Below are 21,931 nucleotides of genomic sequence, written 5' to 3'. Positions count from 1 at the left end.
CCACGGCGGCTACCAGCCGGGGTTCTCCGGAAGCGCGAGGCCGAGGTACTTGCCGTCGTCCGACACCATTACGCCGGCGCGGCAGCACTGTTCGAGGAGGGCCGTCACCTCGTCCTCGGGGACGGTCGGGTCGAGCGACGCGAGTCGGCGGGTGATCGCCGCCGCTGTGCGGGGTGCGTCGCCGCAGGCCTCGTAGGCGTCCGCCTTCCAGCCCGTGAGGACGGCCCGGCGGGGTCGGTCGGTCCTGCGGTCGATGAGTGTCAGCTTCTCGGGCAGCCGCTGGTAGACGAGGCTGGGTTTTGCCTCGGTGGAGCGGGTCTGCCAGTGCGAGACGGCGTCGTTCAGTGCGGCCACCGTTTCGTGGGACACCGTGCCGGTGGCTTCGTAGTCGAAGAAGTACGCGATCTTTTCGAGGTCCAGCGAGGCCGGGTAGACGTGGCTGTAGCTGGCCCGGGGCCGGACCTTGTCGATGGGGAAGGACGGGTCGGTGAAGTAGGGGCTGAAGCGTTCCAGCCAGATCCTTCCGCAGCCTCCGGGTGGCTGGAGATGGTGCAGCAGGGGAAGCAGGCGCAGTTGTTCGGCGTAGTCTTCCTCGGTCTCGCCCGGGAATCCGGCCAGGATGTTCCAGGCCACATCGATTCCGTAGTAGGCGGCCCATTTGAGCAGCCGGATGTTGATCAGCTTGCTGGCGCCCTTTCGCATCAGCTGCAGCACGTGGGTGCTGAGGCTCTCGATGCCTGGCTGGATGCGCAGGATCCCGGCGCTTCTCAGGGTCGAGAGCTGTTCCCGGGTGAGGTTTGCCTTCACCTCGAAGAAGAGGTTCACGTCCCAGTGTTCCGTGGCGAGTTGCGCGCACAGCGACGAGAAGTACCCCATGTCGAGGATGTTGTCGACGGTGTCGATGTGCACCACTGGGTAGTCGCGCAGCAGTTCGCTCAGTTCGGTGAAGGCGCGCTCGCCGGATTTGGAGCGGTATGCCATGCCGAGTGCGTTGAGGCCGCAGAAGGTGCAGTGGTGTTTCTGGCCCCACCAGCATCCCCGGGAGAACTCGACGGGCAGCCGTACCGGGGTCCGGCCCAGCAGCCGGGTGCGGTCGAAGCGCTCCAGCCAGGTGAAGTAGTCCCGGTAGTCCGGTACGGGGAGGTCGTCGAGGACCTGCGGTCGTTGGGCGTCAGCGGTCGGCGATGCGTCTGTGGTCGGCGATCCGTCAGCGGTCGGCGATCCGTCAGCGGTCGGTGATGTGTCTGTGGTGGCGTGCCGCAGGATTCCGGGGATGGGGGTGTCCGTGCCGTCGGCGATGTTCTTCAGCAGTGCGGGGAGTACGAGATCGCCCTCGCCGGTCACCACGTGTTCGAGCCAGGGCAGCTTCCTCGCGTACTCGGCCCCCATCTCCCCGTCGAAGTTGGCGCCTCCGTAGACCAGGGTCACGCCCGGGTGGAATTCCTTGATCTTCCTGCCCAGTGCGAGCGACGCCGTGTTCTGCAGGAAGGTGGAGGTGAACCCGATGACGTCGTACTCGCCCCACACCGGTCTGGCCGCGCATTCGGCGATCCAGTCCGGCAGCCGCTCGCGGCGCAGCTTCACGAGGTCCTCGAGGCCCTTGCCGGTGAGTTCGTCCCAGATGGACTTCACTTCCGGGTACGCGGCGAAGTAGTCGTCGTCCGGGGTCACTTCGCCGAACGCGGCGTAGGAGAACAGCCACTCCCCCATGAGGTGGAGGCGCTCGGAGGCGATGTTGGCGATGCCGTCGTAGGCATTGCTGCCGAACCAGGAGGCGAACTCGATGTTGAGGTAGTGGCTGTCGCACTCGTGCCCTGCCCTGCGGGTGATCGACTGCAGCAGTCCGCACTGGATGGAGGGTGCGTGGACGCGTGCCCAGGGCATGTTCACCAGGGCGACGCGCAGGGCTCTGCCGGGCGGTGCGGCGGACGCCTCGTGGTCCGCTTCGGTCCGTACGGCCAGGGGCAGGCGGATGATGCTCATCGGGTTCCCCTCGGGTGTGGGCACATCGGTCACTCGAAGTCGTCGTGGCCGTGTCTGCTCGCGCGCCGGGCCTGGAGCAGGATCGACAGGGCGGCGAGGACGGTGAACCCGAGGCCCGCGGCGGCCTCGAGGGCCAGGTCGCCGATCCAGGGTCGGCCGTCCATTCCCGCGCGGACGGCGTCCAGGCCGTGCCGGGCCGGCAGCACCTGTCCGATCGCGTCCACCCATTCCGCCCGGCCGGGCGGGACGATCGCGCCGCTGCACAGCATGACGAGGTAGGACAGGACGTTCGGGGCCACGACATCGGCCCGTTTGCCGACGGTCATCGTCGCTCCGGCAAGCCCCAGCACGCTGAGTGTCAGTGCGATCAGCGCGTACACCCACACCCAGGGAAGCAGTCGCAGGGCGAAGTCCGTCATGCCGAGCAGGGGCGCCGCGATCGCGCCCTGGACGACGAGGAGGCTCCAGCCCATGACGGGGTAGGGCAGCACTCGGGCGATCTGGGTGACGGTGGGCGACAGCGCGCCGGTGCGTACCCGCGCGAAGGTGGCGTACTGCTTGTCCAGGACGGGTACGGCGACCACTCCGTTGACGTTGGTGCTGCTCAACGCCAGTACGAGTGACCCGGCGAAGGCGTATTCGCGGTGTCCGGGACCGGCGAGGACGCCCGCGAGCGTCGTGAAGAACAGGATCTGCAGGACGCCACGCGGCAGGGTCGCGCCAAACAGGCCGGCAGGTGTCTGGAGCGCGCGGTACTCCAGCCAGCCCATGCGGGCGGCCTCGGCCGCCCGCCAGGCCAGCAACGTGCGGGCCGGGGCGGCGTCGTGCCCGGGGACGGTGTCAAGCGAGGTCAAGCGTGCCCTCCTTCCGGGACCTCTCGACGGACCGGCGGTATGCGAAGCCCGCGACGATGAAGTAGGCGAGCGTCAGCAGTATCGCCACGCCCAGTGGGGCGAGGGTGATGCCTCCGGTGGCCGCGTCGACCAGGCAGTCCTTGATCCAGTGCAGGCTGAGCAGATCGGGCGCCCAGCGCAGCCAGGCGGGCAGTGCGTGGGTGGGGATGAGCAGCCCGCCCACGGCGAAGACCGGGTACATCAGCGCGTGGGACCACACGAGCCCGTTGCGGGTCACCAGGAAGAGACAGGAAACCAGTGCGCCGAGGGCGGTGCCGGAGCACACCAGCACCATGAGCGATACGACGATCCACATCGGGTGCGACACGTTGAGCGGCAGTCCCAGCGCCGCTGCGGTGGCGCCGGTGCTGACGAAGATCGCGCCGATGCTGGTCACGGTCGCGCCCAGGCTCTTGCCCAGCAGCACCAGGTACGGGGACCAGACTCCGGAGACACATCGGGCGAGGGTGCCGAAACTGCGTTCGCGGCGCAGGACTCCTCCGCTCATCCACACCGTGGAGCCCCACAGCGCGGTGAGCATGACCGCCACGATGAGTTCGGCGGCGCCGTCGGGGTCGGGGAGGCCGCTCTCCACCGCGATGACCAGGAACACGATGGGCAGCATGGCGGAGTTGACCAGCAGCAGCGGATTGCGCTGCATGGCCCGCTGTTCCATGCGGAACGCGGTCACGAACATCCACAGGGCGCCGCTCACCGCACTCCGCCGACCTGGCTGCCGGTGGTCAGGCGGGCGGCCACGTGCGAGTAGACGTCCTCGAGCCGCACCGGCTCGATGCGTACGTCCAGGACGCTGACGTGTGCCAGTGCCTGCTGCAGCAGGCCGAACGAGCCGACGCTCCAGTCGCGGACGTGCAGTTGGAGGGTCCATGACCCGTCGGCCACGTCGACGCCGCCGACGGTGATGTCGGGGGAGGACACGGTGGCGCCGTCGGGCGGGCTGCCGGTGCCGCGCACGGTCACCGTTGCCGTGTAGCCGGCCTGCCGGGCGAAGTCCTCGACCGGCAGGTCCGCCGCGAGCGTGCCGTCCGCGAGGATGATCACCCGGCTGGCGAGGCGTTCGATGTCGAGCAGGTAGTGGCTCGTGAGCAGGACCGACACGCCTGTGTCGCGCAGTGCGGCGACGGTTCCGCGCAGCCGTTCGGCCTCGACGGGGTCGAGGCCGACGGTGGGTTCGTCGAGCAGCAGGACGCGCGGCTCGGCGATCATGCCGATGGCGATGTGGAGTCGCTGGCGCATGCCCTTGGAGTACGTCTCCACTGCGCGGTCGGCCGCGGCGACGAGGCCGACCTCCTCCAGCGCGGCATCCAGTTTGGCCCTCAGGCCGCGTCGGCCCACGCCGGCGAGCATGGCGAAGAACCGCAGGTTGTCGCGGCCGTTCAGCTTGGCGTAGAGGCCGCGGTCGCCGCCCAGCACCACACCTGTCACCCGGCGTACGGCCCGCAGGTCGCGGGTGACGTCGTGGCCGAAGATCCGGGCGACGCCGGTGGTGGGCAGCAGCAGAGTGGCGAGGATCTTGGTGAGAGTGGTCTTGCCCGCACCGTTGCTGCCCAGCAGGCCCACGATCTCGCCGGCCTCGACCTGGAAGCTGACGTCCCGCAGGGCCGCGATGTCGCGGCCGCGGTCGGTGAAGACGCGGCCCAGCCGTTCCACGGCGATCGCCGGTTCGCTCAACGTGCTGCCTCCGTCGGGTGAACGTCCGCCGCTCCTTGGGCAAGGGCGGCGCGTGCGGCGGCGAGCCTGGCCTGGGGGATGCGTGGCGGCGTGCAGGAGATGTAGTCGAAGCCCGCCTCGGTGAAGAACCGCACGGCCGCCGTGTCGGCCGTGTGTTCGCCGCAGACGCCGAGTGTGATGTCCGGGCGTACGGCTCGTGCCTCGTCGGCGACCTGGCGTGCCAGGGCGCCGACCGCTTCGACGTCCAGTCGGGCGAAGGGGGATTCGGTGATGAGGCCCAAGTCCTGGTAGGCGGGCAGCAGTTGGTGTTCGGCGTCGTCGCGGGACAGGCCCCACACGAGTGCGGTGAGGTCGTTGGTGCCCAGGGACAGGGAGTCCGCGCGTCGTGCGATCGACCGGGCCAGCAGCGCGGCCCGCGGGGTCTCGATCATGGCCCCCAGTGAGATGCCCGCCTCGGCCCGGGAGGTTCCCAGTTGGCCGCAGACGTCGTCGAGGATGCCCCGGACGAAGTCCAGTTCCGAAGGCGCGCTCACCATGGGCACCAGGAGTTCGGGCCGCGGGTCGCGGCCGGTGCGGCGCAGCGCGAGGGTCGCTTGCGCAAGTGCCTTGATCTGTACGGCCGTCAGCATCGGGAGCAGGACACCCATCCGTACGCCGCGCACGCCGAGCATGGGGTTGTGCTCGTGCAGGCGGCGGGTGATGTCGAGCCGGTCCCGGTCGGCCGGCGCGCCCGTGGCCTCCGTGGCCAGGGACAGTTCCGTCAGGTCGGGGAGGAATTCATGGCGCGGCGGGTCGAGGAGGCGGATGGTGACGGGCAGTCCGTCCATGGCCGCGAGGACGTCCGTGATCTCCGCCCGCAGGATGGCGTGCAGCGTCGCGAGGTCCTCCGTCATGTCGGGTCCGGGCCGGGCCATCAGAACGCGTTGAAGTACTTGGTGGCGTTCGCCGAGGAATACGTGCTCGAGCCGGCACAGTCCCACTCCGCGCGCGCCCAGCGCCTGGCCCGCGGCGGCGTCGACGCCGGTGTCGGCGTTCACCCGCACCGCGATGCCGGGCAGCGTGGACAGCGCGTCGTCCAGCCAGCCGGGCAGTCCCAGGGTGGCCCGGTGTTCGGCGGAGGGCTGCTTCGGGCCGCCGAGGTGGAGCACTCCGGCGTGACCGTCCACTGTCACGAGAGCACCGGCTCGGACGGTGTCGCCGTTCGTGGTGCGCAGGGCCTTGGCGTCGGTGTCCAGTACTCCGTCGACGAGGGCCGCGACGGCCGGCAGTCCGAGTCCGCGCGCCACGACCGCGGCGTGGGATGTCTGCCCGCCCCGCTCGGTGACCACGGCCGTCGCGGCGAGCAGGCCAGGGAGGTCCGCCGGTCTCGACTCGGTGAGGACCAGAACCGGCCGCTCCCCGGCGGCCTGCGCGGTGACAGCCTCGGCCGCGCTGAAGACGACGGTCCCGGAGGCGGTTCCCGGGGACACGCCGAGGCCGCGCGCTGCCACGGGCAGTTCGAGGGAGGACGGCACGGACGCGGAGCGCGCCTGTTCGAGGTCCAGGGGATCCACCAACGACACCGCATGCGCGGAGGTCAGCCGGCTGCTCTCGTACCGGTCGGCCACGGCGTGCAGGAGAGCGGCGCCGCGCAAGGGGGCTCGGGTGGCTCTCACGATGGTGGCTCTGCCGTGTTCGACGACGAACTCCGCCCTTGCCGGCCAGTCGAGTTCGGTCTCGGCGGCGTGCACCGCCTCCCGCACCTCGCGGCCCCAGGGCTGCGTCTCCATGAGTTCGTCGAGGTCCACGCCGCCCGCCGCCAGCAATTCGGCTCCTGATCCGCCGGCGAGGTAGGAGCCGGTCACGCCGGGCCGGCCGGTCGACGGATCACAGGAGAAGGCGAGGCCGCTGCCCGAGTCGGGGCCGCACCACAGTGGCTGTCGCCCGAGCACGAACTGGGTTGCGCTCGGCTCGACTTGGGTCAACGCCCGTACGAGAGCGATCACTTGCTCGACAGGGTCGTCGGGCAGCACGGTGTCGGGATCCACGGCGGCCAGGGCGGCGGCCAGTTCGGCCCTGCGCAGCTCGGCGAAGCCGCCACCGGCGAGCCCTGCCAGCCACTGGTGGCTGGCAGGGCTCATTCCGAGAAACGACAGGCAGCTCCCCTTCAGGCAGGAAAGCCATGCTGTCAGGAAGACGGGGTGCTCCGCGCTCCCGAGACGATGGTCGGGGTCGAGCTCGGCGATCGCCTCACGGAGCGTGGTGTCAGCGGCATCGACCGGCAGCCGCAACACTGAATCAGCGGGAAGACCGACCGGCGGATGATCCATGACCACGTACTGAATCCCCATCCCCGAGGGCAGGGTCCGGCACCGTTTCCGGTGGTGAACCGCTGGATGACAACGGGTCCCCGGCAGGGCCGGGGACGGGCGACGAGCGGACGTTACCGGTTCACGAACTCCGGGCGGACACCGAGCAGGTACACACGGTCGTCCAGCTCGGCGGCGTCCTCCGGGGCGATCGGAGAGAATTCCAGCTCGGCCAGGTCGGCGAGCTCCTCGACGTTCGATTCTGATATGTCCATGAAATGGAAGCTAACAGTGCGCCTCTCTTGCCACAAGGTGAACTCTGGGTGTCTGAAAGGAAGTTGACGAGATATCGCCGCTTCCGGAACACGCACACCATCCAGAAGTCGCCGCTTGTCCAGGAACATTCGAGGGGTACGGACGACCGACAGTTTCCCGCCACTTCCCCGCCATCCCCTGAGGGGATCGACAAGGTCTCCGGGCTATGCTCGCGTGGTGCGAATTACCAAGTACGCCCACTCCTGTGTCCGGTTGGAGCATGATCGCGGCGGCACGCTGGTCATCGATCCCGGCGTCTGGAGCGAGCCCGAGGCACTCGTCGGCGCGGACGCGGTCCTGGTGACCCACGAACACAACGATCACGTGGACCTGTCGCGGCTGAAGGGGCTGGGTGTTCCCGTCCACGCCCCCAAGTCGGCGCGGCTCCCGGGCCTGGACTTCACCGGCGTCGTCGCCGGTGAGGAGTTCATCGCGGCCGGTTTCCGCGTGAGCGCGCACGGCGGACAGCACGCGCGCATCTACGGAGGCCTCCCGGACTGCCCCAACCTGGGCTACCTCGTGGATGACGACCTCTACCATCCCGGGGACTCCCTTCACCGGCCCGACCAACCGGTGCGGACCCTGCTGGTCCCCCTGCAGGCGTCCTGGCTGAAGACGGACGAGGCCATCGACTTCGTGCGCGCCGTACAGCCGGAACGGGCCTACGGCATCCATGACGGACAGGTCAACCAGCGGGGCCTGGACAGCCTGAACGGCTGGCTCACCGAGGAGTGCGGCGGCCGCTACCACTGGCTCGCGCCGGGGTCGTCCGTCTGATGCCCGAGCCGGCCGCCCCCACCCTTTACACCGTCGCCGGTCTGCGAGGGCCAGGGCGCCTGAGCACCATGACCCGGCCTCGCGGCCACGGGGACCTGGCCCACGACATGGCAGCCGTGCGCGACGCAGGCGCCGGCGTCGTCGTCTGCGCCCTCCCCGATGCCGAGCGCGCCGAACTGGGCCTCGCCGACGAACCCCGCGTCGCCGAGGCCGCCGGGCTGCGGTTCGTCGCCCTGCCCATCGCCGACTTCACGGTCCCGTCGGTCCCCGACGTGCTGCCGGTGCTGCGACACCTTGCCGAGGAGCTGCGGGCGGGCACCCATGTCGTGGTGCACTGCCGCTGCGCCATCGGGCGGTCCTCCCTGATCGCGGTCTGCCTGATGATCCTGGGAGGCATGTCGCCGGAGACCGCCTGGACGGCCATGGAACAGGCTCGGGGGACGCGGGTGCCGGACACCGAGGAACAGCGCGCGTGGACGCTGGAATTCTTCCGCCTCGTCTCCCCGGGCCGGTAGCGCCCCATAGTGGCGTGGGAACGTGCCGTTTCCGGTGGTGGCGTCCGGCTGGCCGTCGGGAGGGGTGGCCCGCTCATGACATGCTGCTGGTCGGCTCGTGACGGCATCGGCAGGTGTCGTTCGTGCTTTTCCGTCTTCCGACCGGTTTCCGTATGGGTGAGCATCGCGATGAGAGAAAAAGTAGGTTTCCCGAGTGTTGTCGGTCCCGAACTGGCCGGGGTGATCGACCTTCCGGAGGGTGAGGTCCGGGGCTGGGGGCTCTTCGCGCACGGCTTCACCCTCGGCAAGGACTCACCGGCCGCCTCACGGGTGTGCAAGCAACTGGCCCGTGAGGGCATCGGCATGCTGCGCTTCGACAACCTCGGCATCGGTGACTCCGGCGGTGACTGGGGAGACGGATCCTTCACCGTCAAGACACAGGACACGATCCGCGCCGCTGCCCACATGGCCGAGCGCGGCACCCCCGTGGACCTGCTGGTGGGGCACTCGTGGGGTGGCGCCGCCGCGATCGCCGCCGCCGGCGAGATCCCCGGCCTGCGCGCGCTGGCCACGATCGCCGCACCGGTCGACCCCAGTCACGTGGAGCGGCAGTACGACTCGGTCCTGGACCGTGTGCTCAGCGAGGGCTCGCACGAATGGTTCGTCGGTGGGCGCACCCTCGTCCTCAAGCGTGCCTTCGTCGAGGACGTACGCAAGGCGCATCTTCGTGACCGTATCGGCGAGTTGAGTCTCCCGCTGCTGGTCGCGCACTCCCCCACCGACTCCACGGTCGACATCGACAACGCCGCGGAGATCTTCCAGGAGGCCCGGCACCCGCGCAGTTTCATCTCGCTCGAAGGCGCGGACCACCTGCTGACCGCGCGGGGGCAGGCGCAGCGGGCCGCCCACATCATCAGTGCCTGGGCCGATCAGTACCTCGACGAAGCCCGCCCCTGAAGTGGACGACGGGTCCCTGGCCAGCTGTACGGCACGCGGCTCTATCGACGGTTCTCACTGGTCATAGAATCGTCGCGTGACGAATGACGACTCCGCATACGCGGCACTGGGTGCGCTCACTGACCCGGTACGCCGACGCCTCTACCGGCACGTCGCCGCCCAGCAGGAGGACATCGGGCGTGACGCGGCCGCTCAGGCGGTCGGTGTCTCCCGGTCACTGGCCGCGTTCCACTTGGACAAGCTGGTCGAGGCCGGGCTGCTGACGGCCTCGTCGCGGCGGCTGTCCGGGCGCACGGGGCCCGGCGCGGGCCGGCCCGCGAAGGTGTACCGGCGGGCCGAGGGCGAGCACAGCGTGTCCGTTCCGCCCCGGTCGTACGACACGGCCGGTCGCCTGCTGGCCGGATTCGTGGAGAACGCGGGGCTCGACCGCGAACTCCAGGATGCCGCGCGGGCCGCCGGGGCGGCACACCCGTACACGGATACCGGCACCGGCACGGACACGGACACGGACGGTTTCGTCGAGGCGCTGCGGCAGCGCGGCTACGAGCCCTTCTTCTGCGACGAAGGAGTGTTGCGCCTGCGCAACTGCCCCTTCCACGCACTGGCCGAGGAGTTTCCCGCCCTCATCTGCGGCATGAACCTCGCCCTCCTCGAAGGACTGTCACCCGCGCCGTGGACACCTTCCATGGACCCACGACCGGGCAACTGCTGCGTAGCGCTCAACCGCGACGACACGACGGACTGACGGCGCCCCATCACCCCTGCGACTCCCGTACCAGCCTGCAGACGACCGCCCTCGCGACCTCCTCGGCCGCCGTGTCCCCGAGTCGCGCCGCGCGTGCGTGATCGCGTACCAGGTGGCGTACGGAGTTCAGTTGCGCAGGGGTGAGGGACTGGATCGAGGAGGGGGACGGCGGGCGGCGGCGGAAGAGGTGGTGCAGGAGCGGCGTCCGGCGTGGCGTGAAGCGGTCGACGGTGCGGTCCGTGGTGCGGCGGGCGGCCTCGTCCACCGCCATCCACACCACCGGGGTGACCATCGCGCTGACATCGACGTAGTCGCGGCCGCGTGGCTCTTCGTCGCGGACGCGCTGTGCGAAGAGCCGGGTCAGCCGCCTGTCGTCCAGGCCCGCGAGGCTGTCCAGCAGCAGGACCTCGTCCGGCGCCACCTCGGCGACCACGTCCCGCACCACGTCCCGAACCTTCGTGTTCACGACGCCCTCCCGATCGGCCACCGGACCATGATGCCCAGCCGCCGTCGGTCACGTCAGCACCAGATCACGCCGCGTACCTATCGCAGCGCGGAGTCCGACCCCGCGCCGGCGTCCCGGCCCCCCAGCGGCCCCGCCGACCGGTCGGAGACCTCCTTGACGGCGACGGTGTCGTCCGCGTGGACCCCCAGGGGCAGCCGTCCCGCTCCCGCCGCACGCAGCACGGCCTGCAGGGCGGGGCCCGCCACGACGGCGAGCGCGCCGCCGCCCTTCGTCATGACCAGGCCCGCGTCGACGAACTGCCGCGCCGCGTCGGCCCCGCAGTGTTCGGCGTCCCGGAAGTCCACCACCAGGCCCGACTGCCCCGTGGCGTCCAGACGTCCCATCAGGGCGCCCAACTCCGTCGCGGCGTCGGTGTCGAACCGGCCCACGACCTGTACGACCAGGACACCTCCGCCCTCCCAGCGCACAGGGAACCGAACCCGAGCCTGCCCCATAACCGTCCCTTCAGCCGACCAGACGCCGGATTCCACTCATAGCGCCTCGGCGGCGCGCCTACCCCCTCCCCGTCCTTCCACGCCTGGCGTTGGTGCCGGAGGTGCGGGAGCCGCGTCGACGGTTGGTGCGGGGAGGGTGATGCCCCCTCCGGAGGGCGGGCGAGCGAGCCTGTCGTCAGCCGAGGCCCAGTTCGTGGCCCTCGCCGAGTGGCGCGAAGTACCGCTCCACGTCGGCGGCCGTGACCTCCGGCAGGGTCGCAGGGGACCAGTGCGGGTCGCGGTCCTTGTCGATGATCTGGGCGCGGATGCCCTCGGGCAGGTCGTGGGTGTGCAGGGCCGCGCAGATGACGCGGTACTCCTGGTCGAGGGCCTGTTCCAGGGTGTCGAGGCGGGCCGCGCGGCGCAGGGACTCCAGGGTCGCCTTCACGGCCATGGGCGACCGGGACAGGATGGTGTCCGCCGTCTCCTTCGCGGCGATCTCGCCGGTGGCGAGGAGGCGTTCGACGATCTCCTCCACGGTGGCGGCGGCGTAGCAGGCGTCGATCCAGTCGCGTTGCTCGACGAGCGTCCCGGACTCGCGCGGCGGCTGCTCGGCGTGGCGGGCGACGGCCTCCCGTGGGTCCGACTCGGCCAGTTCGCGCAGGAGTTGGGGCAGTGCCCGTGAGGGTACGTAGTGGTCGGCGAGGCCGCACAGTACGGCGTCGGCGGCGCCGATCGTGGCGCCGGTGAGCGCGAGGTGGGTGCCGAGCCGGCCGGGGGCGCGGCTGAACAGGTAGGTGCCGCCGACGTCGGGGACCAGGCCGATGCCGACCTCGGGCATGGCCACCTTGGAGCGTTCGGTGACGACGCGGATGCCGCCGTGCGCGGAGAGGCCGACGCCGCCGCCCATGACGATGCCGTCCATCACGGCGACGTACGGCTTCGGGTAGTGCGCGATACGGGAGTTGAGCCGGTACTCGTCGCGCAGGAAGGCCCGCGAGGCGTGGTGGTCGCCGCTGCGCGCGTCGTCGTGGAAGAGCCGGATGTCGGCGCCCGCGCACAGGCCCCGCTCCCCCGCGCCGTCGAGGACGACGGTCTCGACGGCCGGGTCGTGCTCCCAGGTGTCGAGGGCCGAGGCGACCGAGCGGAGCATGGTGTGGGTGAGCGAGTTCAGGGCCCGGGGCCGGTTCAGGGTGAGGTGCGCGGCGCGTCCCTCCACGGGCGTCAGCACGGGTGCGGCGTCGGAGCTCAACGGTGGTTCCTTCCGGTGAAGATCACGGCTGGACCATCTGTATCACCCTCGACCTGCGGAAACCGCGGGACGGGGACCGGCGGTGGCTGGGCGACGCCCTGCCCGAGGTGCCGCTGTCCAGGGCGATGGGCTATCCGATCGCCCCGGAGAACGGGGCGGGTGTGCGTCTACTGACCGGCCGGTCGGTTCCGAGGAGCGGGAGTGCACATGAATGAGAACCATGAGTGAGGACATGGCCGTCATCGACAAGGACATCGCCGTCGTCGGCCTCGCGGTGGGGCGGGGTGTGTCGTTCGTCGACGCTCCCGTCTCCGGTGGTCGTACGGGTGCCGTGGCGGGTCGGCTGGCGGCGTTCGTAGGCGCCGAGTCCGATGCCCTCGACGGCGAGGCCCTGGCCGTCGCGAAGGCGTACGGCGTCGATCCGGCCGACTCCGCCGCCAGTATCAGTGGCGCGTTAGGCGCGAGCAGGGTGTCCGCCGCGAGCGAGCGGTGGCGGGAGGCGCTGGCGGCGTGGGGCCGGCCGCGGTCTTCTCCGAGACAGCCCGTACCGTCGCACCGACCCTCACGCGTGAAGGAACGACGCACCATGAACAGCACGACCACCTTCTCCATCGCCTCGGCCACGTCCGGTGCCGCGACGGCCCGCGCGGCCCTGGACGCCCACTTCCCGCAGGGTCTCGGCTCGTTCGTCGACCGCCGTGTCGTCCCCGGCCGGGGCGAGGCGGCGAAGGTCGCCGAGGTGTTCGGCCCTGTGGTCGGCGCCGACACCTTCTTCACGGAGGCCGAGGCCGTGTGGGCCCCGGCCCGGGCCGCCGGTTCCCCGTTCCCGTCACTGAGCTACTGAGGAGTACTCGATGAGCCAGAACACCATCGCCACGGACGGCGACCGACTCAAGAAGGACACCTCCGCCGGTGTCTCCCGCTGGGAGGAGCGGGTGCTTTCGCTGGCGCGCGGACTGCACGCCCGCCCCGAACTCTCCTTCCGGGAGACGGAGTCGGCGGCGGCGGTCAGCGCGCTGCTCGCCGAGGGCGGGTTCACGGTCGAGCACGGCTCGGGCGGGCTGCCCACCGCGTTCACGGCGACCGTCGGCAGCGGCGACCTGACGGTGGCGCTGTGTGTCGAGTACGACGCGCTGCCCGATGTCGGCCATGCCTGTGGGCACAATCTCATCGCCGGGGCTTCGGTGGCCGCAGCCCTCGCACTGGCCCCGCACGTCGACGAGTTGGGCATCACGCTCAAGGCGATCGGCACGCCCGCGGAGGAGCACGGCGGCGGCAAGACGCTGATGCTTCGGGCGGGTGCCTTCGACGGGGTGGGGCTCGCGCTGATGGTGCATCCGGTGCAGGACGGTGTGTCGTACAACCCTGCGGGTACGACGGCGCAGGCCGTCGGCCGCTACCGTGCCACCTTCTCCGGTCGCGCCGCGCACGCCGCTGCGGCGCCGCACCAGGGTGTGAACGCCGCCGATGGTGCCACGCTCGCGCAGGTCGCCGTCGGGCTGCTGCGCCAGCAGATCCCGGGTGATCACCGGGTGGCGCTGTTCGTGTCCGAGGGTGGTGTGGCCACGAACATCATCCCGGAGCGGGCGGTCGTCGACTTCGAGTGCCGGGCGTTCACGCTGCCCGAGTACGAGGCGCTGCTGACGCGCGTACGGAACTGCTTCGAGGGGGCCGCGCTGGCGAGCGGCACCGAGGTGGCGATCGAGGAGACGGAGCCGCTGTACGAACCGCTCGTCCAGGACGACGCGTTGGCCGGGTACTGGACGGCGGCGATGGAGGCGTTCGGGCGTGACACCTCGTCCGGGGGCCGGCTCGGTGGTGGCTCGACCGACATGGGCAATGTCAGCCAGGTGATTCCGAGTCTGCATCCGTGGCTGAGCATTCCGGGGGCCGAAGTCCCCATCCATTCCCACGGGTTCACGGCCGTCGCCGACACCGACGCGGCGTACGAGCTGATGCTGGAGGCGGGCCGGGCGCTCGCCTGGACCGTCGTCGACGCGGCGGGCGATCCGCAGCAGCGCGCCCGGTTCGTCGAGGCCGCCTACCACCGTGACATCGCGAGGGCCGGGTGACGACATGACCCATGACCGCTCTCCTCAAGCCGGACGGCACACGTGACGACCGGAAGGTCGTCCCGGTCGGGCTCGTGGCCGTCACCGCGTCGTTCCTGCTCTCGGTCGTGATCGCCGGGTTCACGCTCGGGGCGTGGGGCCGAGGGCGCCCCTCCCGGCTCATGACACCTGCGCGGGTTCCCTGCGGACAGGCCGCTCGTGCTCGGCGCGGGCGGCCTCGAGCAGTTGCCGCCAGGACGTGACGGTCGGCCGCCTGCGCAGCAGCGCACGGCGCTCCCGCTCGGTCATTCCGCCCCACACCCCGTGCTGGATCCGCTGATCCAGCGCGTGGGCCAGGCATTCGGTCTTGATCACGCAGCCGGCACAGATCCGCTTGGCACTGCTCTGCGCGGCTCCCTCGACGAACAACTCGTCGGGGTCCGTCGTGCGGCATGCTGCCCGTTCCCACCGTGAAACCAGCTCGTCGCGCACTGCTCCCGCCCCCTTTTCCGTGTCGCCTCTCAGCGTAGTCGAGTCGTCACTTTAGGCCATACGTGCAGCTAGCGCACCCCACCCCCTCTGAACACATGGTCAATTGCGGCTGCGAAGCGGACAAAAGGCGTGCGGTTACGGGCATTTGGGGGGCGTGGGGCGGAGACTGTGCCGCATGCGAAAACTCTTCTCCTACGTGATGATCAGCCTCGACGGCTACTACGAGGACGAGCACGGAGTCTTCGACTGGGGCAATGTCGACGCGGAGTACTTCGAGTTCGCCAACCAGAGCGACGCGTACGTCGACACCCTGGTGTTCGGGCGGGCGGGGTACGAGCACATGGCCGCGTACTGGCCGACGGCGACCGGCCCTGACCCCGAGATCGTCGACTTCATGAACGGGGTGCGGAAGGTCGTGGTGTCGTCCACCCTCGACAAGGCGGAGTGGAACAACACGACCCTCGTCGGCTCCGACGACCTCGCGGAGGCGATCACGGCGCTCAAGGGGCAGCCGGGCAAGGAGATCGCCCTGTTCGGCAGCGTGAAGCTGACCGCAAGCCTGCTCGAACTCGGGCTGGTGGACGAGTTGCGCATCGTCGTGACGCCGCTCGTCCTCGGCGCGGGCCACTCGCTGTTCTCCACCCTCAACAGGCGGATTCCGCTGGAGCTTTGGCGGACCACGACGTTCCGCTCGGGCAATGTCCAGCTGACGTACCGGCCCGCCTGAACCGGGCCGGGCCGGGCCGGTCAGCTCTCCGTCGTCGCCCCGACAGGCTCGCGGCGTACGACGTCCACCAGCGACCGGTCGGTGATCTTGAGGGCGGGTGACACGGCGAGCGTCAGGGTCGACACGCTCATGAGCGGGTTGAGGTGGCACCAGCCCCAGTCCTCCAACGCGCCGCGCACCGCGGCCGCCTGGTCGGCCACGTCGCCGGCCGGGCGGGCGGACAGGACACCGCCCACGGGCAGCGGCATGCGGGCCGCGGTCGACCCGCCTTCGCGGCCGCGGACCACGGCGACACCTCCCCCGTCCGCGACGACCGTCGCCGCCGCGGCGGCCATGGCGGCACGGGACGTACCGATGGTGAGCAGGTTGTGGCTGTCGTGGGCGTACGTCGACGCGACGGCGCCGTCCGCGAGTTCACGGCCGAGCAGGGGGGCGAACACCGCGCCCTCGCGGCCGTAGCGGTTGCGTACGCGGACGAGCGTGGCGTGGCCCTCCCAGCGCACCTCCCCGTCCTCGACCGGGAGTTGGACCTCGGCGGCCTCGGTGTACGTGTCGCGTTCGTTGACCCGCATGGCGCGGAAGGTGTGTTCGCCGTCGGGCAGGTCCACGCGCCAGCGGAAGGTGTCCGGGTGCTGGGGCTCGACGTCCAGGCGGCTGTCGAGCGGTGCGAGGGCCGGGGTGCCGGAGGCCGGGGTGCCGGAGGCGGGGGTGTCGGAGGCGGGGGTGTCGGAGGCCGCCGCGTCGACGGCCGTCGTGGAGCGCGCGGGCGCCCCGCGCTCTCCCACCACGCGGCCACCGGCGAGCACCAACTCCGGCTGGAACGCGGCGAGTTCACCGCGCAGCAGCACCAGGTCGGCGCGCTTGCCCGGCGAGACGACGCCCCGGTCGTGGAGCCGCAGCCGCTGGGCCGGGGTCCACGTGAGCGCCTTCAGGACGACGTGCGGCGGGAATCCGGCGGCGACCGCGACGCGCGCGATGTGGTCGAGGTGGCCCTTGTCGACGATGTGGTCGGCGGCGAGGTCGTCGGTGACCAGGCAGAGCGGCGGGAGCTGCGGAAGGGCGAGGAGGGCCCGCGCCACCTCCTCGTTCAGGCACTTCTCCTGGAGCATCATCGTCATGCCGAGGCGGGCCTTCTCCAGGACCACCTCGGTGCGGTTCTTGGTGTGGTCGGAGTCGACGCCGGTGGCCAGGTAGGCGCTGAGTTCGGCGCCGGTGAGGTTCGGGCAGTGGCCGTCGAGGACGACGTCCTGGGCGCGGGCCGCGGCGGTGATCTCGTGCATGCGCCGGTCCCCCGCGACCACGGCCCGGTAGTCCATGACCTCGCCGAGCGCGATCACCCCGGGCCAGCGCAGCATCTCCGCGATGTCGTCGGCGGACAGCGCGGCGCCCGCGTGCTCAAGGCCCTCCAGGGCGGGCACGCAGGAGGGCACGCCCCACAGTTGGGTCTGGGCGGTCTCGCGGCCTGCGTCGATCATCCAGCGCATGGCGTCGCGCCCGGCGACGTTGACGATCTCGTGCGGGTCTGCGAGGACGGTCGTGGTGCCGCGCGCGAGGGTGACGGCGGCGAACTCCTGCGGCGTCAGGAACGCGCTCTCGATGTGCATGTGGGCGTCGACGAACCCGGGGACGACCAGCATGCCGCTCGCGTCGATCTCCCCGCGGGCGTCGGCCGGGGTGCCCGGGGGCAGTACGGCGCCGATCGTCCCGCCTCGTACGAGGACGTCCGCGGCGAACTCCTCGCCGGTGAAGGTGGACACCACGCGCCCGCCGCGGATCCGGAGGTCGTGCTGCTCACTCATGGGGTCGTGCTCCTTCAAAAAGGGGTGTCGTCACGCGTGATGGTGTGTCGTGGCCGCCACGGGCCGGGTGCGTAAGTCCGTCACGGGACGAGTGTGTAGAAGTAGTAGCCCAGCGGGACCATGACGATCCACAGCGGCCAGGGCACCTCGCGGACCCGGCCGCTCACGGTCTTGACGAGGACGTGGGCGGCGAGGCCGACGGCGATGCCCGTACCGAAGTTGCCGAAGAAGAGGGTGGTGGCGACCGTGAGCGCCGCGGGGACCGCGTTGGTCGGGTCCTTGAAGTCGACGTTCTTGAGGGCGCCGAGCATGTTCAGGCCGATGTACATGAGGACCGGCGCGGTGGCCGCGGAGGGAATCAGCGGCGCGAAGGGTGTGACGAGCAGCAGCAGCGCGAATCCGCAGGCGGCCCACACCGACGACAGTCCCGTCCTGCCGCCCGCGTCGGCTCCGGCCGAGGACTCCAGGTAGGCCGTCATCGACGGCGCCCCGACGGCCGAACCACCCATCACCGACACCGAGTCGACGAGGAAGGGGCGGCGGGAGCCGGGGATGTTGCCGTCCTTGTCGAGCAGCCCGGCGCGCCCGGAGACGGCGAGGAGGGTGCCGGTCATGGAGAAGAACTCGGAGACGAAGAAGGCGAAGATGTACGGGAAGTACTCGGGCTTGAGCGCGCCGAGGATGTCGATGTGGAAGAACAGCGGCCCTGGCGAGGCGGGCGCGGCGAAGAGGCTGTCGGGCACCTCGGTGACACCGAGCGGGATGCCGACGACGGTGACCGCGGCGATGGTGATGAGGAACGCGCCGGGCACCTTGCGCGCGGCAAGCGCCGTGAGCAGCAGCAGGCCGGCGAGGGCGAGCAGCCCCGCGGGCTTCGACAGGTCGCCGACGGCGAGGGCCGCCTTGTCGGCGTTGCCCACGACGAGGTCGGCGTCGCGGAAGCCGATGAGGGCGATGTAGAGGCCGAGGCCGCCGCTGATGGCGTACTTGAGGTTCATCGGCATGAGGCGGGTGACGAGGTCACGGATGCCGAGGAGGGTCAGTACGAGGAAGGCGACGCCGGACCAGAACACCATGCCGAGGGCCGTGTCCCAGGGGACGTGGTCCTGGCCGACGATGGTGAACGCGACGAGTGCCACGCCGCCGAGGCCGGGTGCGACGACGAACGGCAGGTTGGCGATGACGCCCATGGCGAGGGTCGCGAGGGCGATGGCGATGATGACGGCGGTGGTCGCGGCGCCGTGCGGCACTCCCGCGCCCGCCAGTTGGCCGGGGACCACGACGACGGCGTAGGCGGCGGCCATGAACATCGAGGCGCCCGCGACGAGTTCGGTGCGGTGGCTGCTGCCGCGGCCGCGGACGCGGAAGAGCCGCTCGACGAGCGACGTCGGTGCGGGGTCGGCGTCGGTCTGCTCGCCGGACGGCGGAGCGGTGGTGGACATGGGGACCTCGGCGGGATGAGGGGTGGGCGGGGCGGCCCGCGGCGACGTCGGCGCGGAGGGGGCGCGGGGTGTGCGGGGCGTGCGGGCGCCCGACTGGGTACGGTCTCTGCAACCGATTCCTGCAACCGGTTGCAGAGACCGGTTGCAGGTATCATGACACGGCATAAGGCGAATGTGAACAGGGGGTAGCGGTGGCGACGCTCATGGACGTGGCGCGGGCGGCGGGGGTGTCGAAGGCCACCGCTTCGCGGGCGTTGCAGCGCCCGGACATGGTCGCGGAGGGCACCCGGCTTCGGGTGCGGGAGGCGGCGGACCGGCTCGGCTTCCAGCCGAACGCGGCGGCCCGCGCCCTGACGACCGGCCGCACCGGGCTCGTCGGCCTGATCGTGCCGACGCTGTCCAACCCCTTCTTCGCTCCCCTGGTGATCGGCGCGCAGCAGGCGGCCGAGGACACCGAGAGTCATCTGCTGATCGCCGTGTCCGAGTACGACGCGGAGCGCGAGGCCGCCCTCGCCGACCGGCTGTCCGAGCAGGCGGACGGGCTGATCATGGTGACTCCGGTGGGTACGGACGCGGCGCTGCGCGAGCGGTTCAAGCGGCGGCCGTTGGTGCTGGTCGACCGTCAGGTGGGGCGGCTGCCGGCGGTCGTGGCGGACACCGCGGCGGGCCTCGCCGAACTCCTCGGTCACCTCCTTGCCCTGGGGCACCGCGAGATCGCGTACGTGTCCGGGCCCGCGGGTTCCTGGGCGGACGAGCAGCGGCGCGGGGCGCTCACGGCGCAGGCGTCGGAGGCGGGCGCCCGGGTGCATGTGCTGGGCCCGTTGCCGCCGACGTTCGACGCCGGTATCGACGCCTCGCGGGCGCTGCCCGGCGCGGCGACGGCCGTCCTCGCGTACAACAGCTATCTGGCGCTCGGCCTGTTGCACGGGCTCGGGGCGGACGGGCGGCGGGTTCCCGAGGACATCAGCCTGGCGGCGGCGGACGACCTGAGCACGCTCGGGGCGACGACGCCGCCGGTGACCGCGCTCGACGTGCCCTTGCGGGAGGTGGGCACGCTGGCCGTCACCCGCCTCCACGAACTGGTCGGCGGGCAGCGGCGGACGGTGACGTCACGGGTGCCCGCGGCGCCGGTGCTGCGGGCGTCGACGGGGGCGCCGAGGGGTGGGTGACGCGGGGTGGGTGACGCGGGGTGGTGCGTGCCTTGAGCATGCCTTGAGCCTCCGACGGCGCGCGTGGTGTCACGACGGTGCCGCGACCGGCTCCAGCGTGTCACCGACCCTGATCCGCCCCGGTGTCAGCACGTCCGCGTACACCCCGAACAGGACGCCGCGGCCCAAGGCGGCCTGCCCGAGGCCCCGGTAGCCCTTGATCAGGGACAGGGCCCGGACGCCTCCGGAGCCGTCGACCGGGTCGCGGTTCACCGCGCCGCAGCGTTTCACCGGGCCCTCGACGCGCAGCACCGCCTCGCCGACGCGCAGGGTCCGGCCTTCCCAGGTGTCCTCGGCGTGGGGTTCGGTGCCGGAGAAGCCGAGGGTCATGCGGAAGCGGCGTTCGTCGACCGTGTCGAGGCCGGAGTTGCGGGCGAGTTCGGCGACGGAGGCGTCGCCGAGGAGGGTGACGGGGCGCAGGTCCACGCCGCCGTTCTCGGCGTCGGGGTGGACGAGTCGCACCGGTTGTCCCGCGCGCTCCGAGAAGAGTTCGGCCCACGGTCCTTCGACGACGTGGCAGGGCACCTTGTGGTGGCCGAAGAAGTCGACCTCCAGGGTGTCCGTGAGCCGTACTTCGCCGGTGACGGCGGTGCCGTCCGGGCAGTGGACCGTCAACGCGGCGGATTCCGCGTCGTAGTGGGCGGTGTGTCCGGCCCAGGCGCCGGTGCGGGTCATGGATATCAGCTTGCCGTCGGCGTCCACCATGAAGAACGCCCGGTCGCCGACCACCCCGGTCCGCGTCAGTTCGACCTCGTCGCGTCGCACGATGCCGAGTCCCTTGACCGCGGTGGTCGTGAGTGAGGTGACTCGGGGTGTGGATGAGGGTGTCATGGGCCGGTGCTCCCCTGGTTGTCGTACGCCCTGGTTGGCGTACGCCTCAGTTGTCGTACGCCTTCGAGTACAGATCGCCCACGTAATACTTGCCGGGGTCGGTGTTCTCGTCCAGTTGCTTGTTGCGGACGAAGAAGTCGCCGAGCTTCTTGAGCCAGGTGTCGACCTCGCCGCTCTTGGTCCTGGCGACGAGGTCCTTGGTGGAGAGTGTCTCGACGTGCGAGGCGTCGGCCTTGGCCTGGGCCTCGGTGACCTGGAGCATCTTGGCGGTGAGGGCGATGGTTTCCTCGGGGTGTTCCTGGCGCCAGTCGTTGGCCTGCTGGAGCACCTCGATGACTTTCTTGTTCTTGGCCTCGGGCACCTTGTTTCCGGCGACGAACGCGGTGGGGAAGGAGTCCTTGGTGTCCTTGGTGCTGGCTATCTCGTGCAGTCCGGGGACCTTCTTCCTGATGGTGTCGATGGCTGGGTAGAAGAAGCCGGCGCCGTCGATCTTCCCGGAGGAGAACGCGGAGACGATGGTGGACGGGTCCATGTTGACCTTGGTGATGTCCTTGGTGGTCATCCCGGCCTCGGCCAGCGCGATGTTGAGGATCATGTCTCCGGATGTGCCCTCGGGGACGCCGACCCGCTTGCCCTTGAGGTCCTTCATGGACTTCGTGCCGGGCTGGCCGATGACACGGTCCGCGTAGGTGAGGGTGTCGATGGCGATGACCTTCGACTTGCCGGACGCGGGCAGCCACATGGCGCCGGGGCCGATGTAGCCGTAGTCGAGGCTGCCTGCGCTGAGGGCCTGGATCTGTACGGGGCCGTTGTTGAAGGACTTCACGGTGGCGGACAGGTCCGCCTTCTTCCACAGTCCCTGCTTCTCGGCGATGGCGAGGAGGCTGGCGCCGTTGTAGTCGGCGATGTAGCCGAAGCGCACCTTGTTGTCGTCCCCGGACGCGCCGCTGGAGCAGGCGGTGGCGGTGACGGAGAGCGCGAGCAGCAGGGCGGCGGGCAGCGCCGTGCGGGTGGTGCGCCTGATCCTGTTTCTGGGCATGCTGCAT

At 70.7% G+C, this 21,931-nt stretch carries 22 protein-coding genes; 8 read left to right on the top strand and 14 right to left on the bottom strand.

The window, feature by feature from the left end:
* Nucleotides 1-9: 9 nt before the first annotated feature.
* The 6 genes from RBJ65_RS39635 to RBJ65_RS39610 all read right to left on the bottom strand — a co-directional run bounded on the left by RBJ65_RS39635 (nucleotide 10) and on the right by RBJ65_RS39610 (nucleotide 7,131).
* A complete protein-coding gene (locus tag RBJ65_RS39635) occupies nucleotides 10-1,983 on the bottom strand; it encodes a RiPP maturation radical SAM C-methyltransferase (protein WP_306321913.1) in 1,974 nt (657 codons plus the stop codon).
* Between the two features lie 29 nt (nucleotides 1,984-2,012).
* Nucleotides 2,013-2,837, bottom strand: coding sequence for an ABC transporter permease (locus tag RBJ65_RS39630; RefSeq protein WP_306321914.1), 825 nt, complete (start codon nucleotides 2,835-2,837; stop codon nucleotides 2,013-2,015).
* Nucleotides 2,824-3,591, bottom strand: coding sequence for an ABC transporter permease (locus RBJ65_RS39625; protein ID WP_306321915.1), 768 nt, complete (start codon nucleotides 3,589-3,591; stop codon nucleotides 2,824-2,826). Before RBJ65_RS39625 ends, RBJ65_RS39630 begins: the two co-directional genes overlap by 14 nt.
* Nucleotides 3,588-4,568, bottom strand: coding sequence for an ABC transporter ATP-binding protein (locus RBJ65_RS39620; RefSeq protein WP_306321916.1), 981 nt, complete (start codon nucleotides 4,566-4,568; stop codon nucleotides 3,588-3,590). Before RBJ65_RS39620 ends, RBJ65_RS39625 begins: the two co-directional genes overlap by 4 nt.
* Nucleotides 4,565-6,688: a putative PEP-binding protein gene (locus RBJ65_RS39615; RefSeq protein WP_306321917.1), complete on the bottom strand. Its 2,124-nt coding sequence runs from the start codon at nucleotides 6,686-6,688 to the stop codon at nucleotides 4,565-4,567. The genes RBJ65_RS39620 and RBJ65_RS39615 overlap by 4 nt, the downstream gene beginning before the upstream one ends.
* Before the next feature lie 302 nt (nucleotides 6,689-6,990).
* A complete protein-coding gene (locus RBJ65_RS39610; RefSeq protein ID WP_306321918.1) occupies nucleotides 6,991-7,131 on the bottom strand; it encodes a hypothetical protein in 141 nt (46 codons plus the stop codon).
* Between the two features lie 217 nt (nucleotides 7,132-7,348).
* Between RBJ65_RS39610 and RBJ65_RS39605 the strand changes: the two genes are divergently transcribed.
* The 4 genes from RBJ65_RS39605 (at nucleotide 7,349) to RBJ65_RS39590 (ending at nucleotide 10,144) form a co-directional block, all read left to right on the top strand.
* Nucleotides 7,349-7,948, top strand: a complete 600-nt coding sequence (locus tag RBJ65_RS39605; protein WP_306321919.1) for an MBL fold metallo-hydrolase — start codon at nucleotides 7,349-7,351, stop codon at nucleotides 7,946-7,948.
* Nucleotides 7,948-8,463, top strand: a complete 516-nt coding sequence (locus tag RBJ65_RS39600) for a tyrosine protein phosphatase (RefSeq protein ID WP_372341389.1) — start codon at nucleotides 7,948-7,950, stop codon at nucleotides 8,461-8,463. Before RBJ65_RS39605 ends, RBJ65_RS39600 begins: the two co-directional genes overlap by 1 nt.
* A 168-nt stretch (nucleotides 8,464-8,631) precedes the next feature.
* Nucleotides 8,632-9,399, top strand: coding sequence for a S9 family peptidase (locus tag RBJ65_RS39595; RefSeq protein WP_306321921.1), 768 nt, complete (start codon nucleotides 8,632-8,634; stop codon nucleotides 9,397-9,399).
* 76 nt (nucleotides 9,400-9,475) lie between these two features.
* Nucleotides 9,476-10,144: a metalloregulator ArsR/SmtB family transcription factor gene (locus tag RBJ65_RS39590; RefSeq protein WP_306321922.1), complete on the top strand. Its 669-nt coding sequence runs from the start codon at nucleotides 9,476-9,478 to the stop codon at nucleotides 10,142-10,144.
* 10 nt (nucleotides 10,145-10,154) lie between these two features.
* Here the strand turns inward: RBJ65_RS39590 and RBJ65_RS39585 are convergent, their stop codons facing one another.
* From RBJ65_RS39585 to RBJ65_RS39575, 3 genes are all read right to left on the bottom strand, one after another.
* Nucleotides 10,155-10,610, bottom strand: coding sequence for a hypothetical protein (locus RBJ65_RS39585; protein ID WP_306321923.1), 456 nt, complete (start codon nucleotides 10,608-10,610; stop codon nucleotides 10,155-10,157).
* 77 nt (nucleotides 10,611-10,687) lie between these two features.
* The gene (locus tag RBJ65_RS39580; RefSeq protein ID WP_306321924.1) at nucleotides 10,688-11,104 is read right to left on the bottom strand and encodes a hypothetical protein; all 417 of its coding nucleotides are present in this window, start codon (nucleotides 11,102-11,104) and stop codon (nucleotides 10,688-10,690) included.
* Between the two features lie 175 nt (nucleotides 11,105-11,279).
* Nucleotides 11,280-12,335 (bottom strand): enoyl-CoA hydratase/isomerase family protein, encoded by a 1,056-nt coding sequence (locus RBJ65_RS39575; protein ID WP_306321925.1) that lies wholly within the window; start codon nucleotides 12,333-12,335, stop codon nucleotides 11,280-11,282.
* Nucleotides 12,336-12,555: 220 nt separating this feature from the next.
* Here RBJ65_RS39575 and RBJ65_RS39570 point away from each other — a divergent pair, with 220 nt between their 5' ends.
* Nucleotides 12,556-13,179 carry an NAD(P)-binding domain-containing protein gene (locus tag RBJ65_RS39570; RefSeq protein ID WP_306321926.1) on the top strand — a complete coding sequence of 208 codons (624 nt, stop codon included), beginning with the start codon at nucleotides 12,556-12,558 and terminating at the stop codon, nucleotides 13,177-13,179.
* 10 nt (nucleotides 13,180-13,189) lie between these two features.
* Nucleotides 13,190-14,407, top strand: coding sequence for a M20 family metallopeptidase (locus RBJ65_RS39565; RefSeq protein WP_306321927.1), 1,218 nt, complete (start codon nucleotides 13,190-13,192; stop codon nucleotides 14,405-14,407).
* A gap of 159 nt (nucleotides 14,408-14,566) precedes the next feature.
* Here the strand turns inward: RBJ65_RS39565 and RBJ65_RS39560 are convergent, their stop codons facing one another.
* Nucleotides 14,567-14,866, bottom strand: coding sequence for a WhiB family transcriptional regulator (locus RBJ65_RS39560; protein WP_372341392.1), 300 nt, complete (start codon nucleotides 14,864-14,866; stop codon nucleotides 14,567-14,569).
* Nucleotides 14,867-15,053: 187 nt separating this feature from the next.
* Between RBJ65_RS39560 and RBJ65_RS39555 the strand changes: the two genes are divergently transcribed.
* Nucleotides 15,054-15,605, top strand: a complete 552-nt coding sequence (locus RBJ65_RS39555) for a dihydrofolate reductase family protein (RefSeq protein ID WP_306321929.1) — start codon at nucleotides 15,054-15,056, stop codon at nucleotides 15,603-15,605.
* Nucleotides 15,606-15,625: 20 nt separating this feature from the next.
* Here the strand turns inward: RBJ65_RS39555 and RBJ65_RS39550 are convergent, their stop codons facing one another.
* Nucleotides 15,626-17,404, bottom strand: coding sequence for an adenine deaminase C-terminal domain-containing protein (locus RBJ65_RS39550; protein ID WP_306321930.1), 1,779 nt, complete (start codon nucleotides 17,402-17,404; stop codon nucleotides 15,626-15,628).
* A gap of 80 nt (nucleotides 17,405-17,484) precedes the next feature.
* Nucleotides 17,485-18,846, bottom strand: a complete 1,362-nt coding sequence (locus RBJ65_RS39545) for an NCS2 family permease (protein ID WP_306321931.1) — start codon at nucleotides 18,844-18,846, stop codon at nucleotides 17,485-17,487.
* Nucleotides 18,847-19,037: 191 nt separating this feature from the next.
* Between RBJ65_RS39545 and RBJ65_RS39540 the strand changes: the two genes are divergently transcribed.
* Nucleotides 19,038-20,015, top strand: coding sequence for a LacI family DNA-binding transcriptional regulator (locus RBJ65_RS39540; RefSeq protein ID WP_306321932.1), 978 nt, complete (start codon nucleotides 19,038-19,040; stop codon nucleotides 20,013-20,015).
* Between the two features lie 69 nt (nucleotides 20,016-20,084).
* On the opposite strand, the gene RBJ65_RS39535 is transcribed toward RBJ65_RS39540, so the two are convergent.
* Together RBJ65_RS39535 and RBJ65_RS39530 are read right to left on the bottom strand one after the other, a co-directional pair.
* Nucleotides 20,085-20,885: an MOSC domain-containing protein gene (locus tag RBJ65_RS39535; RefSeq protein WP_306321933.1), complete on the bottom strand. Its 801-nt coding sequence runs from the start codon at nucleotides 20,883-20,885 to the stop codon at nucleotides 20,085-20,087.
* Nucleotides 20,886-20,931: 46 nt separating this feature from the next.
* Entirely contained in the window at nucleotides 20,932-21,924 is a 993-nt protein-coding gene (locus tag RBJ65_RS39530; protein WP_306321934.1) for an aliphatic sulfonate ABC transporter substrate-binding protein, read from the bottom strand.
* Between the last annotated feature and the right edge of the window lie 7 nt (nucleotides 21,925-21,931).

Source organism: Streptomyces sp. KL109B, assembly GCF_030766935.1.
Classification (GTDB): Bacteria; Actinomycetota; Actinomycetes; order Streptomycetales; family Streptomycetaceae; genus Streptomyces.
Note: the sequence above shows the minus strand (reverse complement) of the source record. Positions and strands in the feature narration are given on the sequence as shown.